Below are 19,473 nucleotides of genomic sequence, written 5' to 3' on the forward strand. Positions count from 1 at the left end.
CGAGCCCCTGTACGCCGTTCTATGGTGCCCGCATGCCGCACCTGCCCGATGTCGTGTTGTGGTCGATACCGGCCTTCGTCCTGCTCACCGTCCTGGAGATGGTGAGCTACCGGCTGCACCCGGACGAGGACGCCGCCGGATACGAGACGAAGGACGCCGCCACCAGCATCGGCATGGGGCTCGGCAGCCTGGTTTTCGATGCGCTGTGGAAGATCCCGATCGTCGCGATCTACGTGGCGGTCTACGAGCTGACGCCGCTGCGCATCCCTGTGCTGTGGTGGACGCTGCCCCTGATGCTGCTCGCGCAGGACTTCTTCTACTACTGGTCGCACCGCGGCCACCACGTGATCCGCATCCTGTGGGCCTGCCACGTGGTGCACCACTCCAGCCGGAAGTTCAACCTCACCACCGCGCTCCGCCAGCCCTGGACCACCTGGACGGTCTGGCCGTTCTACGTACCGATGATCGCGCTCGGCGTGCACCCGGCGGCGGTCGCCTTCTGCTCCTCGGTGAACCTCGTGTACCAGTTCTGGGTGCACACCGAGCGGGTCGGCAAGCTGCCGCGCCCCTTCGAGTACGTGCTGAACACCCCCTCGCACCACCGCGTCCACCACGCCTCCCAAGGCGGCTACCTGGACCGGAACTTCGGCGGCATCCTGATCATCTGGGACCGGCTGTTCGGCTCCTTCGTACCGGAGACCGAGCGGCCGGTCTTCGGGCTGACGAAGAACATCGACACCTTCAACCCGCTGCGGGTCGCCACGCACGAGTACGCGGCCATCGCGCGCGACGTACGGGCCGCGGGCAGCTGGAGCGAGCGCGCCGGGCGGGTCTTCCGGGGACCCGGCTGGCAGCCCGCACGGAGCGGTGAGGCCGCCGCCCCGGTGCCGGGCACCGAGACGTCCGCCGTATGAGCCGCACCACCGCGGCCCGCGCCCTCCTCGCCGCCTTCGGGCTGCTGGCCGCCGTCCACCTCGGCGCGCTGCTCGCCGGGGCCGGGACGGTGGAGGTGGCGACCAAGCCGGCCCTGATGCCGGTGCTCGCCGCATACGTGCTCGCGCGCGGCGGCCCCGTACTGCTCGCCGCCGCGCTTCTCTTCGGGTGCGGCGGCGACACGCTGCTCCAAGTGGGCGGCGACACCGCCTTCCTCGTGGGCATGGCGTCCTTCGCGGCCGGACACGTCTGCTATCTGGTGCTGTTCGTACGGCGGGGCGCCGCCCCGGAGTGGGGCCGCCGGTGGCCGCTCGCCGCGGTGGCCGCCGGATACGCCGTGGCCTGGCTCGGCACCGTGGCGCTGCTGTGGCCGGATCTGACGGCCGATCTGCGCGGGCCGGTCGCCGGGTACAGCCTGCTGCTCACCGCGATGGCGTACGGCGCGCTGCGGGCCGGGCCGCGTGCCCTGCTCGGCGGCCTGCTCTTCCTGGCGTCCGACACCCTCATCGCGAGCGGTATCGCGCACTGGCCGCAGCCACCCGCGCCGCAGTTCTGCATCATGGCCGGCTATCTCGCCGCCCAGTGGCTGCTGGCCGACGGCGTGCTGCGGACGACGGCGGCACCGGCCACCGGGGCCCGCTGACACGGGCCCCGGTGCCGCTCGCTCAGTCCTGCTCGACGGCGTCCAGCGCGTCGACGATCCCGTAGCCGTAGTGGCTGTTGACGTGCGGAGTACCGGTGCACGTCGCGTCACCCTGGGGGCAGCCCGGGTTGTCGGCGTCCTTCTTCAGCAGCCACTGGATCTCCTGCGGGCTGCTCGTCGGGTGCGCGCTCTTCACCAGCGCCGCGACGCCCGCCACGTGGGGCGAGGCCATCGAGGTGCCCGCCAGGTAGGCCCAGTCGCCGCCCGGCATGGTGGAGAGGATGTTGCCGTTCTTCGCGGGGAGTTCGGGGATCTGGGTGCGGTCACCGCCCGGCGCGGCCACGTCGATCACGCCGTTGCCGTAGTTGGAGTAGTACGACTTGAGCTTCTTCACGCCGGTCGCGGCGACCGTGACGGTGCCCGGGAGCTGGGTGGGCACGTCCCAGCACTTGGCCGGGTCGATCTTCCGCTCCACCGGAGTGGTGTCGTTCGGGCTCGACTTGTCGGTGAGTTCCTTCGCCGCCAGGTCGAGGTTGGAGTTGCCGGCCGCGGCAACGTTGATCGCGCCCTTGCGCTCGGCGTACTTGGCCGCCCGGCCCACCGCGTCAACGATGGCGCCCTGGTCGGGGTCATCCTTGCAGTTGAACATCCACGGGTCGACGTAGTAGCTGTTGTTGGTGACCTCGACGCCGTGGTCGGCCGCGAAGACGAAGGCACAGACCACGCTCTCTGCGTAGAACAGGCTCGTCTCGGGCTCGCTGACCTTGATGGCGGAGATCTTCACGTTCGGCGCAACGCCGGCCATGCCGACTCCGTTGCGCGCGGCGGCGATGGTGCCCGCGACGTGGGTGCCGTGGTAGTCCTCGGTGGGGTTCCACGGGCGCCAGGAACCGGCGGTGGTGTCGGCCACGCCGCCCACGCAGTTGGCGGACTGCTGCGCGGAGAAGTTGGGCTTGAGGTCCGGGTGGGTGTCGTCCACGCCGGTGTCGATGACGGCGACGGTGACCTTCTTGCTGCCCGGGTTCACCTTCGCGGCCTGGTCGGCCTTGATGGCGGGCAGGTCCCACTGGAGGGACTCCAGGGGCTCCTCGCCGGCCGCCTTGGCCTCGGCGCCGGCCAGCTTCGCGGCCTTGCTCAGATCGGCCTTCTGCGGCTTTCCGATGTCGGTGGTGCCGGAGGGCTTCAGGGGGGCGGTGCGGCTGGCGCCGGCCGACTGGACGCCGCGCACCGTACGTATCGTCTCGGCGAACTTCGGGTTCGCGGAGTGGACGACGATCACGCCTATCTTTTCGTGGGCGACGACCACCTTGCCGCCGGCCGCGCGTATCGCCTTGCCGACCTCGGCCATCGACGCCTTGCCCGGCGTGGCGTTGACGACGTACGAGAGCAGCGGGCCGTCGGTGGTGACCGTGGCCGGGGCCTCCTGGGGGGCGGCGGTCGCCGCCTGCGGGAGGAAGCCGAGGGAGGCGACGAGGGCCAGTCCGACCGGTACGGCGAGCGCGCGCACCCGTCTGGATTTCAGATGTGCCATGGGGGTACTCCACATCATCTCTGACCGCTCGCGGGCAGGTCGCGCGCGAGCCGGTTCCGTGACGAGTGAAGCTAACCGTGATCACCCGGACAGTTCAACGGTCGGCAGAGAAAACCCGCCTGTCGGCGGGGAAAACCCGTCAACTGCCGCAGGAGCGGGGTCCGTCAACCCCACCGGGGACGGCGCAGCGCCCCGAAGCTCAGCAGCGGCAGCACGATCCGCCGACCGTCCCAACGACGGGTAACGGCGCAGGTCGGGCGGGGTGGCGTGGGAGGGGCGAGGGCGACGGGGGAGGACAACCGCACGGCGCCGTACGGGAGTCGGCCCGGTCCTGGTGGCTGCCGGGGCGGCAAAGGCGTCACACCCGGACAACGATCCGGCGTGCCGGCAGTGGCGGCCGTACCCCCCGATTTCCTGCGGATTTCCGGCCCTGCCCCCTGTCGGAAGGCGGCCGCACCCCTCTAGCATGCGTGATCCGGATCACTGATCTGAACTTTATGTCGCCGACGGAACGCCCTTGCGGATCGCGCGACAGCACTCGCCAGGAAAAGACCAGCACCGTGAGAAATCAGGAGACCGCGTGAGCACCGCCGCCCAGCCGCCCGCTGACCCCGGGCCGCGCAAGGATCGCGAGGCGCAGCACGATGCGCCCCATGAGGCACCTGAGGCACCGCCCTTCACCGAGGTGCAGTCCGGCGCGGAGTTCACCGAACTGCGCCGCTCCTACCGCTCGTTCGCCTTCCCGCTGACCGTCGCCTTCGTCCTCTGGTACCTGCTGTACGTGCTGCTCAGCAACTACGCGGGCGGCTTCATGGGCACCAAGGTCCTCGGCAACATCAACGTCGCGTTCGTCCTCGGCCTCGCCCAGTTCGTGACGACGTTCCTCATCGCCTGGTGGTACTCGCGGCACGCCGCCGCGAAGCTCGACCCCAAGGCCGAGGCGATCAAGAACCGCCTCGAGGGCGGCACCCCGCGTGTGGAGGGCGACGCATGAGCCACCTGACGTTCCAGCTCGCCGCCGAGGGCGCCTCCCAGCACCGGCCGCTGATCATCACGCTCTTCGCGGTCTTCGTCGCCGCCACCCTCGGCATCACCGTATGGGCGGGGCGGCAGACCAAGGGCGCCGAGGACTTCTACGCCGGCGGCCGCCAGTTCTCCGGCTTCCAGAACGGCCTGGCCATCTCCGGCGACTACATGTCCGCCGCGTCCTTCCTCGGCATCGCGGGCGCCATCGCCCTCTTCGGGTACGACGGCTTCCTGTACTCCATCGGGTTCCTCGTCGCCTGGCTGGTCGCGCTGCTGCTGGTCGCCGAGCCGCTGCGGAACTCCGGCCGCTTCACGATGGGCGACGTCCTCGTGTACCGCATGCGGCAGCGCCCGGTGCGCACCGCGGCGGGCGTCTCCACCATCGTCGTCTCGATCTTCTACCTGCTGGCGCAGATGGCCGGCGCGGGCGCCCTCGTCACGCTGCTCCTCGGGATCACCAGCGAGGCCGGCAAGATCCTCGTCGTCGTCCTCGTCGGCATCGTGATGATCCTGTACGTCTCCATCGGCGGCATGAAGGGCACCACCTGGGTGCAGATGGTCAAGGCCATCCTGCTGATCGCGGGCACCCTGCTGATCACGTTCCTGGTGATGCTCAAGTTCAACTTCAACATCTCCACGCTGCTCGGCGAGGCCGCCAAGGAGAGCGGCAAGGGCGCGGCCTTCCTGGAGCCCGGCCTGAAGTACGGCGCCACCGCCACCTCGAAGATCGACTTCATCTCGCTGGGCATCGCCCTGGTCCTCGGCACCGCGGGCCTGCCGCACATCCTCATCCGCTTCTACACCGTGCCCACGGCCAAGGCCGCCCGTAAGTCCGTGAACTGGGCCATCGGCATCATCGGCGTCTTCTACCTGATGACCATCGCGCTCGGCTTCGGCGCGGCAGCGCTCATCAAGCCGGAGACGATCATCGCGTCCAACCCGGCGGGCAACACCGCGGCCCCGCTGCTCGCCCAGGAGATCGGCGGCGGCGCCGACTCCACCGGCGGCGCCATCCTGCTCGCCGTGATCTCCGCGGTCGCCTTCGCCACCATCCTCGCCGTGGTCGCGGGCCTCACCCTCGCCTCGTCCTCGTCCTTCGCGCACGACCTCTACGTCAACGTGATCAAGAAGGGCAAGGCGTCGGAGAAGTCCGAGGTGCGCGCCGCGCGCTGGGCCACCGTCGGCATCGGCGCCGCCGCGATCATCCTCGGCGTCTTCGCACGCGGCCTGAACGTCGCGGGCCTGGTCGCCCTCGCCTTCGCGGTCGCCGCCTCCGCCAACCTGCCCACGATCCTCTACAGCCTCTTCTGGAAGCGCTTCACCACCTCCGGGGCGCTGTGGTCGATCTACGGCGGCCTGGCCTCCTCGGTCCTCCTCGTGCTCTTCTCGCCGGTCGTCTCCGGCAAGGAGACCTCGATGTTCCCCGGCGTGGACTTCCACTTCTTCCCGCTGGAGAACCCGGGCCTGATCTCCATCCCGCTGGGCTTCCTGCTCGGCTGGCTCGGGTCCCTGCTCTCCAAGGAGGAGCCGGACGCCAAGAAGTACGCCGAGCTGGAGGTCCGGTCCCTGACCGGCACCGGAGCGCACTGACCGCCCGATTCCGCAGGCGGAGCACCGGCCGTGTCGTAGATCCCTACGACGCGGCCGGTCCCGCATCGTGACATCGGATCCGTGCTTGTTGTCAGACCCATCGCGTAGGCTCGACAACAACTGATCCGCCACCGGGGGAGGGGGCCTCGTGCTCATCGACACATACGGGCGAGTAGCCACCGACCTGCGGGTTTCGCTGACCGACCGGTGCAACCTGCGGTGCACGTACTGCATGCCCGAAGAGGGCCTGCAGTGGCTGGCCAAGCCCGACCTGCTCACGGACGACGAGATCGTCCGCCTCATCCGCATCGCCGTCACCGACCTCGGCATCGAAGAGGTCCGCTTCACCGGCGGCGAGCCGCTGCTCCGCCCCGGCCTCGTCGGCATCGTCGAGCGCGTCGCGGCCCTGGAGCCGCGCCCGCAGATGTCCCTGACCACCAACGGCATCGGCCTGGAGCGCACCGCCGCCGCGCTGCGCGACGCCGGCCTGGACCGGGTGAACGTCTCGCTGGACACCCTGCGCCCGGACGTCTTCCAGACCCTGACCCGCCGCAAGCGCCACGCCGACGTGCTGCGCGGCCTGGAAGCCGCCCGCGCCGCCGGCCTCACCCCCGTCAAGGTCAACTCCGTCCTGATGCCGGGGCTGAACGACGACGAGGCCCCCGACCTCCTCGCCTGGGCGGTGGAGAACGACTACGAGCTCCGCTTCATCGAGCAGATGCCGCTCGACGCGCAGCACGGCTGGAAGCGCGAGGGCATGATCACCGCGGGTGACATCCTCGCCTCGCTGCGTAGCCGCTTCACGCTGACCGCCGAGGACGAGGAGGCGCGCGGCTCCGCGCCCGCCGAGCGCTGGCTCGTCGACGGCGGGCCGCAGCGCGTCGGAGTCATCGCCTCGGTCACCCGCCCCTTCTGCCGCGCCTGCGACCGGACCCGGCTGACCGCCGACGGTCAGGTGCGGACGTGCCTGTTCGCCACGGAGGAGACGGATCTGCGGGCCGCGCTGCGCTCGGATGCGCCGGACGAAGAGATAGCGCGCATATGGAAGCTCGCGATGTGGGGCAAGAAGGCGGGCTCGGGCCTGGACGACCCGAGCTTCCTGCAGCCGGAGCGGCCGATGTCGGCGATCGGCGGCTGAGGCGGCCCAGCGGCGGGGCGGCCTCGACGCCGGACGCGCTGCCGGCCCGGCTCGGGCGTCGACCGCGGGCCGGCGGACGTCGGCCGTCGTAGGCCGGTGACAGCCTTCGGAGGCCGGCGTCAGCCTTCGGAGTCCGGTGCCTCCCACTCCTCCAGCTTCACCACGTCCTTCAAGAAGCCCCGGACGCCGAGGAATTGGGAGAGGTGCTCGCGGTGCTCCTCGCACGCGAGCCAGGTCTTGCGGCGGTCCGGAGTGTGCAGCTTCGGGTTGTTCCACGCCAGGACCCATACCGCGTCGGCTCGGCAGCCCTTGGCGGAACAGATGGTGGCGTTCTCGGAGACGTTCGGGAGGATCACGCCCTCAACCCTACGTCGCGCCCCTGCGTCCGGACATGGCGACGCCGGGCAGCCACGGGGGGAGCCGCCCGGCGTCGGTCCGTCGCTCCGACGGGGGATGCGGAGCGCGTACGAAGTATGTCACGGGGGACCGTGCCGGGTGCACCGGAACCACATGATTGATCTGAGCTTTTCTTGAGCTTTGCGGATTGTCGGTAGATCAGCCGTGCTCGCCGCGCTGTTCGGCGGAGTCCGTGTGCCCCGCTTCCGCGCCGCCTTCCGCGCCGGGCTCGCGCGGTGACTCGTCGGCCGACGAGGTCAGCATCGGCCGGGACGGGGTCGCCACGAAGGTCGAAGGGAGCGAAGTGACGTTCTCCCGGCCCGCGTTGGCGATGACGACCGCAATGTACGGCAGCACCAGACCCGCAATCAGGGTGATAATGGCGATGGGCCGCTCGACGTTCCAGAGCACGGCGGTGAGGACCACCGCCACCGTCCGTACGGACATTGAGATCACGTAGCGTCGCTGCCGCCCACGGACGTCCTCGGTCAGCCCCTGGCGGGCTCCCGTGATCCGGAAGGACGGGGCACTGCTCTGCTTCCGCATCACGTTCCACCACCTGTTGTCATACCGGGCACACGCCAATGCCGGACCTGTTCCACGTTACGCCGGGCCTGCGCAGCCTTCGAGACCGGGTCGCGATACGCCCGGCGAGGTACATACCGGCGTCATGCGTACAGACCGCTCCGACGTGCGCCGTACGGGTGGCGGTACGAAACTGAACGATGCACGGCCTTGTACACCGCGCCCCATGAGGAGGCGACATGGATTGGTTGTGGGCCATCATTGTGGGTCTGGTTCTGGGTGTGATCGCGAGGGCGCTCATCCCGGGGAAGCAGGCGATCCCGCTCTGGCTGACGGTGATCTTCGGCATGCTCGGCAGCGTGCTGGGCAACTGGGCGGCCACCGGAATCGGCGTCGAGGACACCAAGGGCGTCGACTGGACCCGGCATCTGCTGCAGCTGATCGGCGCGGTGATCGTCGTCGGCGTGGGCAGCCGGTTGTGGGCCATGGTGCGCGGGAGGAAACACCGGCATCAACAGGCGTGACCACGCCGCCGCACACCGCTCCCGCGGACCTGCACACCAGGCCCGCGGGAGCGGTCCGGTACGGGACCGTCGTGACGGCCCCGCACCGGCTTGCGAGCCCTGAGCCCGAACCGGCTTGCGACCGGTCCCGTGTCCCGCTTACGCGCCCTGGATCTGGGCCAGCTTGCGGCCGGCCTTGAGGTACGGGGTGCCCGGTGTGGCGGCCAGCTTCTCCGCCAGCACCTCGGCCAGCGTGCGTACCGCGTCCGCCTCGGCCAGCACCACCGTCTCCTGGCCCGACTCGGCCTCGATGACCAGCCGCAGCGCATTCTGCTTAGCCAGCCGGCGGGCCGCCGACGCGCTGGCCGTGAACTCCAGCACCTTGGTCAGCACCGTGGCCACCGTCTCCGTGCCGTGCTCGGCGAGGTCCACCGACGGCAGCGTGGAGACATCCGCGAAGGACTTCTTGGAGAACTGCGCGACGAACCCGGCACGGGCCGCCATCGCCGCCTCGACGCCGTACAGCGCGGTCACGACCTCACCCGCGAGGATCTTCTTCAGATCCATCGGGTGCAGCGACTTCGCCTCGATGCGGGCCAGGACCTGGGCGATCTCCTCGTCCGTCCACTCCGTCCACGCCTTGAGGTACGGCTCCATCAGCCGGTCCGGCACCGACATGATCTTGCCGAAGACGTCCTCGGCGGGGGCGTTCAGACCGACGTAGTTGCCCTTGGACTTGGACATCTTCGCGCCCGTGCCGTCCGTGCCCTCGATCAGCGGCATCGTGACGACCAGCTGCGGCTGCTGGCCGTGCAGCTCCATGAGCTTGCGGGCCATCTGGAGGTTGAGCAGCTGGTCGGCGCCGCCGAGCTCCACGTCGTCGTTCAGGGCGACCGAGTCCAGGCCCTGCGCGATCGGGTACAGCATCTCGGTCATGGTCAGCCCGGAGCCGTCCGCGAGGCGGGTGCGGAAGTCGTCGCGCTGCAGGAGCTGGGAGACCGGCACCTTCGCGAGCAGGCCGAGCAGCTCGGGGAAGGTGTACGGCGCCAGCCACTCGCTGTTCTGCCGGAAGCTGACCTTCTCGAAGTCGAAGAACGGCCGGACCTGGTCGCGGTAGGTCGCGAGATTCTTCGCGATGTCCTCGTCGGTCAGCGGCGGGCGCTCGGTGCTGCGGCCCGAGGGGTCACCGATCTTGGCCGTGAAGTCGCCGATGATCAGCGTGACGTCGTGGCCGAGGCGCTGGAAGCGGCTGAGGACGATCAGCGGGACCGCGTGCCCCAGGTGCACATCGGTGGCCGTCGGGTCGATGCCCAGCTTGATGTGCAGGCTCTTGCCGGCCGCCCGGCGCTCCTCGATGCGCTCGGCGAGCTGCTCCACGCCCGGGATCACCTCGACCGTGCGCGAGGCGATCAGCTCGGCCTGCTCCTTGGCCGGCAGGTCCGTCAGGTCGAGATAGCGCCGCGCGCCCGTCTCCTTCAGCAGCTCCTCGACGGTGGCGTCGACGGAGAGGTCTGCGGAGAGCAGCGTGCTGGCGCGGGCGACGGATTCGCCGAGGCGTGTCATGGCGTTCCTGATCGGTCGTTGATCCCAAACGGGAGGACGGAACCGATTCTATTAGCCGTGCGAAGCGTGGCCGACCGACTGTCCACAGGCCGGCCACGCGGTACGACAAGTGCGCACAGCCCCGGGACGGGCGCACGGACCGCCCCGCCCCGGGCGCGCCCCGGCTTCACACCCCCCGGCTCACCGAGCTCATGTTGAAGTCCGGGATGCGCAGCGCGGGCATCGCGGCACGCGTGAAGTAGTCGCTCCACTCGCGCGGCAGCGTGCGCTCCGTACGGCCCGCCTCGCTCGCCCGCCCCAGCAGATCCACCGGCGACTCGTTGAACCGGAAGTTGTTCACCTCGCCGACCACCTCACCGCCCTCCACGAGGTACACGCCGTCCCGCGTCAGCCCCGTGAGCAGCAGCGTCGCCGGATCGACCTCGCGGATGTACCACAGGCAGGTCAGCAGCAGCCCGCGCTCCGTACCGGCCACCAGCTCGTCCAGGGACTTCGTGCCGCCCGCGTCCAGCAGCAGATTGTCGATCGCGGAGGCCACCGGCAGGCCGGTCAGGCCCGCGCTGTGCCGGGTCGTGACCAGCCGGTTCAGCGCGCCGTCCCGCAGCCACTCGGTGGGCTCCAGCGGCAGTCCGTTGTCGAAGACCGAGGCGTCGTCCCCGGAGCTGTGCGCCAGTACGAAGGGCGCGCACTCCAGGCCCGCGGCCCCCGGGTCGCTGCGCAGCGTCAGAGGGAGCCCGGAGAGCTTCTCACCGATCCGGGTGCCGCCCCCGGGCGCCGAGAAGACCGTGCGGCCCTCGGCCGCGTCCCGCGCCCCGGAGGACCACATCTGGTACACGAGCAGGTCGGCGACGGCAGTGGGCGGCAGCAGCGTCTCGTACCGCCCGGCCGGCAGCTCGGTCCGCCGCTCGGCCCAGGCCAGCCGCCGCGCCAGGTCGGCGTCCATGGCCAGCGGGTCGACGTCCCGGAAGTCCCGGGTGGCCCGGCCCGCCCAGGCCGAGCGGGTGCGGTCGGGCGACTTGGCGTTCAGCTCCAGTGTCCCGGTGGGCTGGTCGTGCCGGAGCCGCAGCCCGGCGGAGGAGCCCACGTACGAGGACACGACCTCATGATTGGCGAACCCGTACAGCTCGCGGCCGCCGTCCCGGGCCCGCCGGAAGGCTTCGCCCAGCGCCGGCGCGAAGTCGGCGAACACCTCGGAGGAGGTCTCGGCGGGCGGCTCGGTGAAGCCGGGGGAGGGCGTGCCGCCCGGTACGAGCGGCTGCGCGTCCTCGGCGGGCCCCGCGCCCCGGGCGGCCGCCTCCGCCGCCCGTACCAGCCCCTCCAGGTCGTCGGCGGTGACCGCGGCCCGCGAGACGACACCGGAAGCGGTGCCCTCCTTGCCGTCCACGGTGGCGATGACGGTGAGAGCGCGGCCGCGGGTGACCCCGTTGGTGGTCAGCGCGTTGCCCGCCCAGCGCAGATTGGCGCTGGCGGTCTCGTCGGCGATGACCACGCAGCCGTCGGCCCGCGACAGGGCCAGCGCCCGCTCGACCACCTCGTGCGGCGCGCTCGTACGAGAAGTACGAGACGTACGACGTGTGCTCATCGACCGGCCTCCTGGGTCGTGTTCAGGATGTTGACGCCCGTGAAGAGGGCGGAGGGGCAGCCGTGCGAGACGGAGGCGACCTGGCCCGGCTGGGCCTTGCCGCAATTGAAGGCGCCGCCCAGTACGTACGTCTGCGGGCCGCCGACCGCGGCCATCGAGCCCCAGAAGTCGGTGGTGGTGGCCTGGTACGCCACGTCCCGCAGCTGCCCCGCCAGCCGCCCGTTCTCGATCCGGAAGAACCGCTGGCCGGTGAACTGGAAGTTGTACCGCTGCATGTCGATGGACCAGGACCGGTCGCCGACCACATAGATCCCGTGCTCCACGCCCGCGATCAGCTCCTCGGTGGACGGCCCCTCGGGCGCCGGCTGCAGCGACACGTTCGCCATCCGCTGCACCGGTACATGGGACGGCGAATCCGCGTACGCGCACCCGTTGGACCGCTCGAAGCCCGTCAGCCTCGCGATCCTGCGGTCCAGCTGGTAGCCGACCAGGACACCGTCCTTGACCAGGTCCCAGGACTGCGCCGCCACGCCCTCGTCGTCGTACCCGATCGTCGCCAGCCCGTGCTCGGCCGTCCGGTCACCCGTGACGTGCATCAGCGACGACCCGTAGGCCAGCTTCCCCAGCTGGTCGAAGGTGGCGAACGAGGTGCCCGCGTACGCCGCCTCGTACCCCAGCGCCCGGTCCAGCTCGGTCGCGTGCCCGATCGACTCGTGGATCGTCAGCCACAGATTGGAGGGATGTACCACCAGGTCGTACCGCCCGGCCCGGACGCTCGGCGCCCGCATCTTCTCCGCGAGCAGCGCGGGCATCTCCGCCAGCTCCGCGTCCCAGTCGTACCGCCCGTCGGTCAGGTACTCCCAGCCGCGGCCGACCGGCGGCGCGATGGTCCGCATCGAGTCGAACTCCCCGCTGCGGTCGTCCACCGCGACGGCCGTCAGCTCCGGGTGCAGCCGCACCCGCTGCTGGGTGGTCGTCGTCCCCGCCGTGTCGGCGTAGAACTTGTTCTCCCGGATCGTGAGGAGCGAGGCGTCCGCGTGCGTGACGCCCGGCGCCGCCAGCAGCCGCCCGCTCCACTCCGCCAGCAGCCCGGTCTTCTCCGCGTCCGGCACGTCGAACGGATCGACCTCGTACGAGGAGATCCACGTCCGGTCCGGATACGCGGGCTCGTCGGCGAGCTCCACCTTCTCCGCCGACCCCGCCGCGTCGATCACCTTCGCCGACAGCTTGGCCATCGCCACCGCCTGCGCCGCCACCCGCGCCGCCGCGTCCATGGTCAGGTCCACACCGGACGCGAACCCCCAGGCCCCGCCGTGCACGACCCGCACCGCGTACCCCAGATCGGTACTGTCCGAGGACCCGGCGGTCTTCGCGTCCCGCAGCCGCCAGGACGCGTACCGGATGCGTTCCAGCCGGAAGTCGGCATGGTCGGCCCCCAGCGCCCGCGCCCGCGCGAGCGCGGCGTCGGCCAGCGCGTGCAGGGGCAGCGCGAGGAAGCTCTCGTCAAGGGAACGAGGTGTAGCGGGCACGGCATCCCTCCCGGGGTCGGCGCCACGCATCATGCCGTGCCGGGCCCCGGGCGCGCACGAGGTCCGGCGGGTTCGTCGTGGCGATTCGCCGGGTCACCGAGCGGTCGCTTCTGTAGGGACCCCACAGTGACCTGGATGTGCCCCTGTGCGAGGTGGATTCTCCGTATCGGGCTCGTGACCGCTAGTTTCGTAGGGAACACACGTCGGACAGGACACGGAAAGGGTGATCTCTTGAGCCGCTCGGTTCTGGTCACCGGAGGCAACCGCGGCATTGGCCTCGCCATCGCCCGGGCCTTCGCCGAGGCAGGCGACAAGGTCGCCATCACCTACCGCTCCGGCGAGCCCCCCGAGGGGTTCTTGGCCGTGAAGTGCGACATCACCGACACGGAGCAGGTCGAGCAGGCGTACAAGGAGATCGAGGAGAAGCAGGGCGCGGTCGAGGTGCTGGTGGCCAACGCCGGCGTCACCCGTGACCAGCTGCTGATGCGGATGTCGGAGGACGACTTCGCCTCGGTCCTGGAGACCAACCTCACCGGTACGTTCCGCGTGGTCAAGCGGGCCAACCGGGCCATGCTGCGGGCGCGCAAGGGCCGGGTCGTGCTGATCTCGTCCGTCGTGGGGCTGCTGGGCTCCGCGGGGCAGGCGAACTACGCGGCCTCCAAGGCGGGCCTCGTCGGCTTCGCCCGTTCCCTCGCCCGCGAGCTGGGCTCCCGCAACATCACCGTGAACGTCGTGGCCCCCGGCTTCGTCGACACGGACATGACCCGCGCGCTCACCGATGAGCAGCGCGAGAACATCGTGAAGCAGGTGCCGCTCGCGCGCTACGCGCAGCCCGAGGAGATCGCCGCCTCGGTCCGCTTCCTGGCCTCCGACGAGGCCGCGTACATCACTGGAGCCGTCATTCCCGTCGACGGCGGATTGGGCATGGGTCACTGATCGATATGAGCGGAATCCTCGCCGGCAAGCGCATTCTGATCACGGGTGTGCTGATGGAGTCCTCCATCGCCTTCCACGCGGCGAAGGTCGCGCAGGAGCAGGGCGCCGAGGTCATCCTCACCGCGTTCCCGCGGCCGACCCTCACCGAGCGCATCGCCAAGAAGCTGCCCAAGCCCGCCAAGGTCATCGAGCTGGACGTGACCAACGACGAGCACCTGGCCCGCCTGGAGGGCGTCGTCCGCGAGGAGCTCGGCGGCCTCGACGGCGTCGTGCACTCCATCGGCTTCGCGCCGCAGGACGCGCTGGGCGGCAACTTCCTCAACACGCCCTTCGAGTCCGTCTCGACCGCGATGCACGTCTCGGCGTTCTCGCTGAAGTCGCTCACCATGGCCTGCCGCCCGCTGCTCAGCGAGGGCAGCGCCGTCGTCGGCCTCACCTTCGACGCGCAGTTCGCGTGGCCGCAGTACGACTGGATGGGCCCGGCCAAGGCCGCCCTGGAGGCCACCTCGCGCTACCTCGCGCGTGACCTGGGCCCCGAGGGCATCCGCTGCAACCTGATCTCGGCCGGACCGATCGGCTCGATGGCCGCCAAGTCCATCCCGGGCTTCACCGAGCTGGCGGACGTCTGGAACACCCGCTCCCCGCTGAAGTGGGACATGGCCGACCCGGAGCCCGCGGGCCGCGGCGTCGTCGCCCTGCTGTCGGACTTCTTCCCGAAGACGACGGGCGAGATCGTCCACGTCGACGGCGGCGTGCACATGATGGGTGCCTGACCCGTCCTCTTGACGCGATGAGGGCCGCGGCCCGTACGGAGACGTACGGGCCGCGGCCCTTGTGCGCTCAGAGCTCGTGCGTGCGGCCCGGGCGGCAGCCGTACGAGTGGGAGCTCGCCTCGGTCGCCGCGCGGTCGCCGTCGCCCTCGCGGATCGCGTCCACCAGCCGCGAGTGGTCCATGTGCCACTCGGGGCGCAGCTCCTCGCCCACGTCGGCGCGGAGGAACTCGCGCAGTACGCCGCCGAGGTCCGCGTACAGCTCGGCCAGCACGTCGTTGTGCGAGGCCGCCACGATCGCCATGTGCAGCGTGGCGTCCGCCTCCACGAACGCGGCCGCCGCGCCCGATTCCCACGCCTGCTCGCGGCGCTGCAGCGCCGCGTCCAGCTGCTTGATGTCCGCCTCCGTGCGGCGCTCCGCGGCGCGCCGGGCGGCCTCCGCCTCCAGGGCGCTGCGCAGCTCGGCGACGTGCCGGGGGTCGGCGTCGGCGAAGCGGCGGTTCATCACCCCGGCCAGCTCACTGGTGGCGACGACGTACGTGCCGGAGCCCTGGCGGATGTCGAGCAGCCCGTTGTGGGCGAGCGCGCGGACCGCCTCGCGGACGGTGTTACGGGCCACGCCGAGCTGTTCGACCAGCTCGGGCTCGGTCGGGATGCGCTCACCGACCGGCCACTCACCCGAGGTGATCTGGGCCCGCAGCTGAGCGATCACCTGGTCGGCCAGGACGGAACGCCGGGGCGAGGGGGTCAGTGGCATGGAAGAGCTCCCGGAGCGATTGGACAGCCATTCATCCCATGATTCTATGATGAGCCTTATGGCAGACGACGACCTTGCGACCCTCGGTACCGGCACCGAGACACCCCAGACCACCGCGCACCCGGGAACCGGCCCCCTGAACCCCGCCCCCGCGCCCGTACCACGCTGGGTCGGCGCGGTCCTGACCGCCGGTCTCGTCCTCGCCGCGCTCAACCTCCGCCCGGCCATCACCAGCCTGGGCGCCCTCATGGAGGAGGTGCGGGACGGACTCGGCATGAGCGGCACCGTCGCGGGCCTGCTCACCTCCGTACCGGCCCTCTGCTTCGCCGTCTTCGGCATCGCGGCGCCGCGCCTGGCCCGCCGCTTCGGCGCGGCCACCATCGTGTGCGCCGGCATGGCCGCGATCGCGCTCGGCGTCCTCGTGCGCCCCTTCGCGGGCGGCACGGCCGGCTTCCTCGCCGCCAGCGCCCTCGCGCTCGCCGGGATCGCGGTCAGCAACATCCTGCTGCCCGTGGTGATCAAGACCTTCTTCCCCGACCGGGTCGGCTCGATGACCGGGCTGTACTCCATGGCCCTGGCGCTCGGCACCTCGCTGGCCGCCGCCCTCACCGTGCCGGTCACCGGCGCGCTCGGCGGCGGCTGGCAGGCCGGGCTCGCGATCTGGGCGGCCCTCGGCGTCCTCGCCGTTGTGCCCTGGTTCGCCGTACTGAAGCACCGCGCGCCCCAGGCTGCACCGCAAGAGGCGGGCGCGCCCCAGGAGGACGCCCCGGCCGTCAGGATCAGCCGCTCGCCCACCGCCTGGGCGCTGGCAGTCTTCTTCGGCCTGCAGGCCACCGCCGCGTACGTCACCATGGGCTGGCTGCCGCAGATCTTCCGCGACGCGGGGGTGTCGGCGGGGACCGCCGGCGTGCTGCTCGCCCTCGTCATGGCCATGGGCATCCCGCTGTCCTTCCTGCTGCCGCGGCTGGCCGCCCGGATGCGTCACCAGGGGCTGCTGGCCGTGGCCCTCGGGGCCTGCGGGCTCATCGGATACGCGGGCCTGTGGCTGGCGCCCGCGGCCGGCGCCTGGGGCTGGGCGCTGCTGCTCGGCATATCGAACTGCGCCTTCCCGCTCGCCCTCACCATGATCGGCATGCGCGCCCGCAGTGCCACCGGCGTCGTCAAGCTCTCCGCCTTCGCCCAGTGCATCGGCTACCTGATCTCCGTCCCCGGGCCGCTCCTGGTGGGCACGCTGTACCAGCACAGCGGCGGCTGGGGCCTGCCCATCGCGCTGATGGCCGGGCTGATGGTGCCGCAGATCGCGGTGGGCGTACTGGCCGGCCGGGACCGCCGGGTCGAGGACGAGGGCTGACGGAAGCCCGGTGACGGGCGGGTGCGACACTGGGAACATGCCAGTGCTCGAACCGAATCCGCAGGGCGGACAGAAGAAGCTGCTCCTCGTCTTTGGCGCGATGCTCGCCGTGACCGTCGTGGTGGGGATCATCGCCAGCATCGCCGCACCCTGACCCCGGCCCGGCGCCGGTGGGGCTGTCCCCACCGTCCCCTAAGGGGCCGGGCTCAGGGGTAAGTGGGTGGCGTACCTGATGGGAGGCGCGGTCCCGGGACCGTAGATTCGAAGGACCGCGGTGCGCAGGACACCGCGCCGTCCCCTCGACCGCACGGAGGCGATCCCATGTCCGCCGCTCCGACCCGGCACACCGAGAACGGTGCCCGGCCCGTGCGGCTGCCGTGGTGGGCCGTGGCCCTGGCGGTGGTCTCGTTCGTGGTGCTGCTCTTCGTGATGACGCCCGCCGCGGAGGCCGAAGCGGCGGGGGTTCCGCCCGCCGTGGCGTCCGTGGTCCACTTCCTCGCGCGGCTGCTCGGCGCCGGAGTGTAGCCACCGGTTCCACGTCCCGCTTTGTGGGATGAGGCTGTCAACACCCCGCGCCCCGCGCCGCGTTTCATGCGAAGCTGGGACACATGAGCGTCGATTCTCCTCGCCGGATTGTTCTTCTCCGACATGCCAAGGCCGAGTGGTCCCAGGAGAGCGACCATGAGCGGCCGCTCGCCGACCGCGGCCGCCGGGACGCCCCCGCCGCCGGACTCTGGCTCGCCGGAGCCGGCATCAATCCAGACCTGACCCTCTGCTCCACGGCCGCCCGTACCCGTGAGACCTGGAAGCTGTGCGCCCCCAAGCTGCCCCAGCGCCCGAAGACGGTGTACGAGGAGCGGCTGTACGAAGCCTCGCTGGGCGAGCTCATCGCGGTGGTCAACGAGACGTCGGACGAGGTGAACGACCTGCTGCTGGTCGGCCACAACCCGGGCATGCACGCGCTGGCCGACGCGCTTTCCGGCGAGGCCGACGGCGAGCTGCTGACGCGGATGAACCGCAGTGGTTTCCCGACCGCTTCCCTCGCGGTGGTGACCTTCAACGGCTCCTGGAAGTCCGTCGAGCACGGCGTCGGCCGCCTGGTCGCCTACTGGACGCCGCAGAGCTGAGCGCCTGTCCCGACGGAGGCTCCGCCCCCCCGCCCGGCCGCCGTCGGCCATGCACGCCGAAGGGCCCCGGCACACCTCGTGCCGGGGCCCTTTCGTATGCGGTGGGTGACGGTTCAGTCCGCGATCGTGTCGGCGGCCTCGACCTCTTCGCGGGTGACGCCGAGCAGGTACAGCACGGTGTCCAGGAACGGTACGTTCACGGCGGTGTGCGCGGCCTCCCGTACGACCGGCTTGGCGTTGAAGGCGACGCCCAGGCCCGCCGTGTTCAGCATGTCCAGGTCGTTGGCGCCGTCACCGATGGCCACCGTCTGCGCCAGCGGCACCCCGGCCTGCTGGGCGAAGGAGCGCAGCAGCCGGGCCTTGCCCGCCCGGTCCACGATGTCGCCGGTGACCTTGCCGGTGAACCGGCCGTCGACGATCTCCAGGGTGTTCGCCGAGGCGAAGTCCAGCCCCAGCTCGTCCTTGAGCGCGTCGGTGACCTGCGTGAAGCCGCCGGAGACCACGCCGACCTGGTAACCCAGGCGCTTGAGGGTGCGTACCAGCGTCCGCGCGCCGGGGGTCAGCCGCACCTCCTTGCGCACCTGCTCCACGACCGAGGCGTCCAGGCCCTTCAGCAGCGCCACCCGGGCGTGCAGCGACTGTTCGAAGTCCAGCTCGCCGCGCATCGCGGCGGCGGTCACCTCGGCGACCTCGGCCTCGCAGCCCGCGTGCGCCGCGAACAGCTCGATGACCTCGTCCTGGATCAGCGTGGAGTCCACGTCCATCACGACCAGCCGCTGGGCGCGGCGGGCCAGCCCGGAGTCCACCACGGCGATGTCCACACCCAGGACCGACGCCTCGGTCGCGAGTGCGGTGCGCAGCGTGTCGGTGGGCGTGCCGGAGACATTGAACTCGACGGCGGTCACGGGGTACTTGGCGAGCCGGAAGATACGGTCGATGTTGCCGCCGGTGGCCGTTATGGCGGCGGCGATGGCGGAGGTGGACTCGGCGGTGAGCGGGTGCCCGAGGACGGTGACGTGCGAACGGCCGGTGCCGCGCGGACGGTTGTCACCGGTACCGGAGATGATCTCGGCCTGGAGGTGCAGCGACTCGGCCCAGCTGTGCACGGTCGCGCGCAGGTCGCCTTCGGTGGCACCGTTCGACGCGCTCCCGGTGGGCGTGGTCACCAGGGCGCACAGCACGATGCGGCCCCGGGTCACGACCTGCTCGATGTCGACGACGTCGACGGAGTAGGCGGCGAGAGTGTCGAAGAGACCGGCGGTGATGCCGGGCCGGTCCTTTCCGAAGATCTTCACGAGAAGGGTCGGTACGTCGTCGCCCGGTACGGCGGTGGCAGGCGGTGTCTGCGATGCGCTCATGGTGCTCTTACGGTATCCGGCCGCGTCGCGGACCCGTACAGGTGTCCCGCCGAGTGGACGTCTGCCACCACGCGGCCGGGTGGGCCACGAGTCCGTACATGTCCGTACAGAGCGGGGTCCGGCCCGCGGCCCGCAGGGGCTCGTCCTCAGCGGCCGGCGCCCGGCCGTCCGGGTGGCGGCGGCTCCGGCGGCGGCTCGTCCCGGTCCCGCCGCGG

21 protein-coding genes are annotated in these 19,473 nt (G+C 71.0%); 12 read left to right on the plus strand and 9 right to left on the minus strand.

Annotation, left to right across the window (positions count from 1 at the left end):
- Positions 1-32 precede the first annotated feature (32 nt).
- On the plus strand, positions 33-914 hold the full coding sequence (locus CCS38_RS29140) for a sterol desaturase family protein (RefSeq protein WP_223736328.1): 882 nt from the start codon (positions 33-35) through the stop codon (positions 912-914).
- On the plus strand, positions 911-1,576 hold the full coding sequence (locus CCS38_RS29145; protein WP_223736329.1) for a lysoplasmalogenase: 666 nt from the start codon (positions 911-913) through the stop codon (positions 1,574-1,576). Before CCS38_RS29140 ends, CCS38_RS29145 begins: the two co-directional genes overlap by 4 nt.
- Before the next feature lie 22 nt (positions 1,577-1,598).
- On the opposite strand, the gene CCS38_RS29150 is transcribed toward CCS38_RS29145, so the two are convergent.
- Positions 1,599-3,107: a S8 family serine peptidase gene (locus CCS38_RS29150; protein ID WP_223736330.1), complete on the minus strand. Its 1,509-nt coding sequence runs from the start codon at positions 3,105-3,107 to the stop codon at positions 1,599-1,601.
- Between the two features lie 580 nt (positions 3,108-3,687).
- Between CCS38_RS29150 and CCS38_RS29155 the strand changes: the two genes are divergently transcribed.
- From CCS38_RS29155 to moaA, 3 genes are all read left to right on the plus strand, one after another.
- A complete protein-coding gene (locus CCS38_RS29155; protein WP_372457166.1) occupies positions 3,688-4,101 on the plus strand; it encodes a DUF485 domain-containing protein in 414 nt (137 codons plus the stop codon).
- Entirely contained in the window at positions 4,098-5,723 is a 1,626-nt protein-coding gene (locus CCS38_RS29160) for a monocarboxylic acid transporter (RefSeq protein ID WP_223736331.1), read from the plus strand. Before CCS38_RS29155 ends, CCS38_RS29160 begins: the two co-directional genes overlap by 4 nt.
- Before the next feature lie 148 nt (positions 5,724-5,871).
- Positions 5,872-6,861 carry a GTP 3',8-cyclase MoaA gene (moaA, locus tag CCS38_RS29165; protein ID WP_223736332.1) on the plus strand — a complete coding sequence of 330 codons (990 nt, stop codon included), beginning with the start codon at positions 5,872-5,874 and terminating at the stop codon, positions 6,859-6,861.
- Between the two features lie 119 nt (positions 6,862-6,980).
- Here moaA and CCS38_RS29170 read toward each other — a convergent pair whose 3' ends face one another.
- Complete coding sequence (locus CCS38_RS29170) at positions 6,981-7,217, minus strand: hypothetical protein (RefSeq protein WP_223736333.1); 237 nt, start codon at positions 7,215-7,217, stop codon at positions 6,981-6,983.
- A gap of 199 nt (positions 7,218-7,416) precedes the next feature.
- The gene (locus CCS38_RS29175) at positions 7,417-7,803 is read right to left on the minus strand and encodes a DUF3099 domain-containing protein (protein WP_223736334.1); all 387 of its coding nucleotides are present in this window, start codon (positions 7,801-7,803) and stop codon (positions 7,417-7,419) included.
- 218 nt (positions 7,804-8,021) lie between these two features.
- Between CCS38_RS29175 and CCS38_RS29180 the strand changes: the two genes are divergently transcribed.
- Positions 8,022-8,306, plus strand: a complete 285-nt coding sequence (locus tag CCS38_RS29180; protein WP_223736335.1) for a GlsB/YeaQ/YmgE family stress response membrane protein — start codon at positions 8,022-8,024, stop codon at positions 8,304-8,306.
- Between the two features lie 138 nt (positions 8,307-8,444).
- Here the strand turns inward: CCS38_RS29180 and tyrS are convergent, their stop codons facing one another.
- The 3 genes from tyrS to CCS38_RS29195 form a co-directional block, all read right to left on the minus strand.
- On the minus strand, positions 8,445-9,848 hold the full coding sequence (tyrS, locus tag CCS38_RS29185; RefSeq protein WP_223736336.1) for a tyrosine--tRNA ligase: 1,404 nt from the start codon (positions 9,846-9,848) through the stop codon (positions 8,445-8,447).
- Between the two features lie 166 nt (positions 9,849-10,014).
- A complete protein-coding gene (locus CCS38_RS29190; RefSeq protein ID WP_223736337.1) occupies positions 10,015-11,430 on the minus strand; it encodes a metallopeptidase TldD-related protein in 1,416 nt (471 codons plus the stop codon).
- Positions 11,427-12,989 carry a TldD/PmbA family protein gene (locus tag CCS38_RS29195; RefSeq protein WP_223736345.1) on the minus strand — a complete coding sequence of 521 codons (1,563 nt, stop codon included), beginning with the start codon at positions 12,987-12,989 and terminating at the stop codon, positions 11,427-11,429. The genes CCS38_RS29190 and CCS38_RS29195 overlap by 4 nt, the downstream gene beginning before the upstream one ends.
- A 201-nt stretch (positions 12,990-13,190) precedes the next feature.
- Here CCS38_RS29195 and fabG point away from each other — a divergent pair, with 201 nt between their 5' ends.
- Both fabG and fabI read left to right on the plus strand, forming a co-directional pair.
- Positions 13,191-13,895, plus strand: coding sequence for a 3-oxoacyl-[acyl-carrier-protein] reductase (gene fabG / locus CCS38_RS29200; RefSeq protein ID WP_030264741.1), 705 nt, complete (start codon positions 13,191-13,193; stop codon positions 13,893-13,895).
- A 5-nt stretch (positions 13,896-13,900) separates the two neighbouring features.
- On the plus strand, positions 13,901-14,668 hold the full coding sequence (gene fabI / locus CCS38_RS29205) for an enoyl-ACP reductase FabI (protein WP_030264744.1): 768 nt from the start codon (positions 13,901-13,903) through the stop codon (positions 14,666-14,668).
- A 67-nt stretch (positions 14,669-14,735) separates the two neighbouring features.
- Here the strand turns inward: fabI and CCS38_RS29210 are convergent, their stop codons facing one another.
- Positions 14,736-15,422: a FadR/GntR family transcriptional regulator gene (locus CCS38_RS29210; RefSeq protein WP_223736338.1), complete on the minus strand. Its 687-nt coding sequence runs from the start codon at positions 15,420-15,422 to the stop codon at positions 14,736-14,738.
- 58 nt (positions 15,423-15,480) lie between these two features.
- On the opposite strand from CCS38_RS29210, the gene CCS38_RS29215 reads away from it, so the two are divergent.
- From CCS38_RS29215 to CCS38_RS29225, 4 genes are all read left to right on the plus strand, one after another.
- The gene (locus CCS38_RS29215; RefSeq protein WP_223736339.1) at positions 15,481-16,773 is read left to right on the plus strand and encodes a CynX/NimT family MFS transporter; all 1,293 of its coding nucleotides are present in this window, start codon (positions 15,481-15,483) and stop codon (positions 16,771-16,773) included.
- A 37-nt stretch (positions 16,774-16,810) separates the two neighbouring features.
- Positions 16,811-16,927: an SGM_5486 family transporter-associated protein gene (locus CCS38_RS35400; protein ID WP_263302694.1), complete on the plus strand. Its 117-nt coding sequence runs from the start codon at positions 16,811-16,813 to the stop codon at positions 16,925-16,927.
- 167 nt (positions 16,928-17,094) lie between these two features.
- A complete protein-coding gene (locus tag CCS38_RS29220; RefSeq protein ID WP_223736340.1) occupies positions 17,095-17,298 on the plus strand; it encodes a hypothetical protein in 204 nt (67 codons plus the stop codon).
- 83 nt (positions 17,299-17,381) lie between these two features.
- The gene (locus CCS38_RS29225; RefSeq protein WP_223736341.1) at positions 17,382-17,900 is read left to right on the plus strand and encodes a SixA phosphatase family protein; all 519 of its coding nucleotides are present in this window, start codon (positions 17,382-17,384) and stop codon (positions 17,898-17,900) included.
- A 113-nt stretch (positions 17,901-18,013) separates the two neighbouring features.
- Here CCS38_RS29225 and serB read toward each other — a convergent pair whose 3' ends face one another.
- Both serB and CCS38_RS29235 read right to left on the minus strand, forming a co-directional pair.
- A complete protein-coding gene (serB, locus tag CCS38_RS29230) occupies positions 18,014-19,258 on the minus strand; it encodes a phosphoserine phosphatase SerB (RefSeq protein ID WP_030264753.1) in 1,245 nt (414 codons plus the stop codon).
- 7 nt (positions 19,259-19,265) lie between these two features.
- Positions 19,266-19,473, minus strand: a 208-nt coding sequence (locus CCS38_RS29235; RefSeq protein WP_223736342.1) for a hypothetical protein, incomplete at its 5' end; no start/stop codon positions are given.

The organism is Streptomyces purpurogeneiscleroticus, from assembly GCF_020024005.1.
Classification (GTDB): Bacteria; Actinomycetota; Actinomycetes; order Streptomycetales; family Streptomycetaceae; genus Streptomyces; species Streptomyces purpurogeneiscleroticus.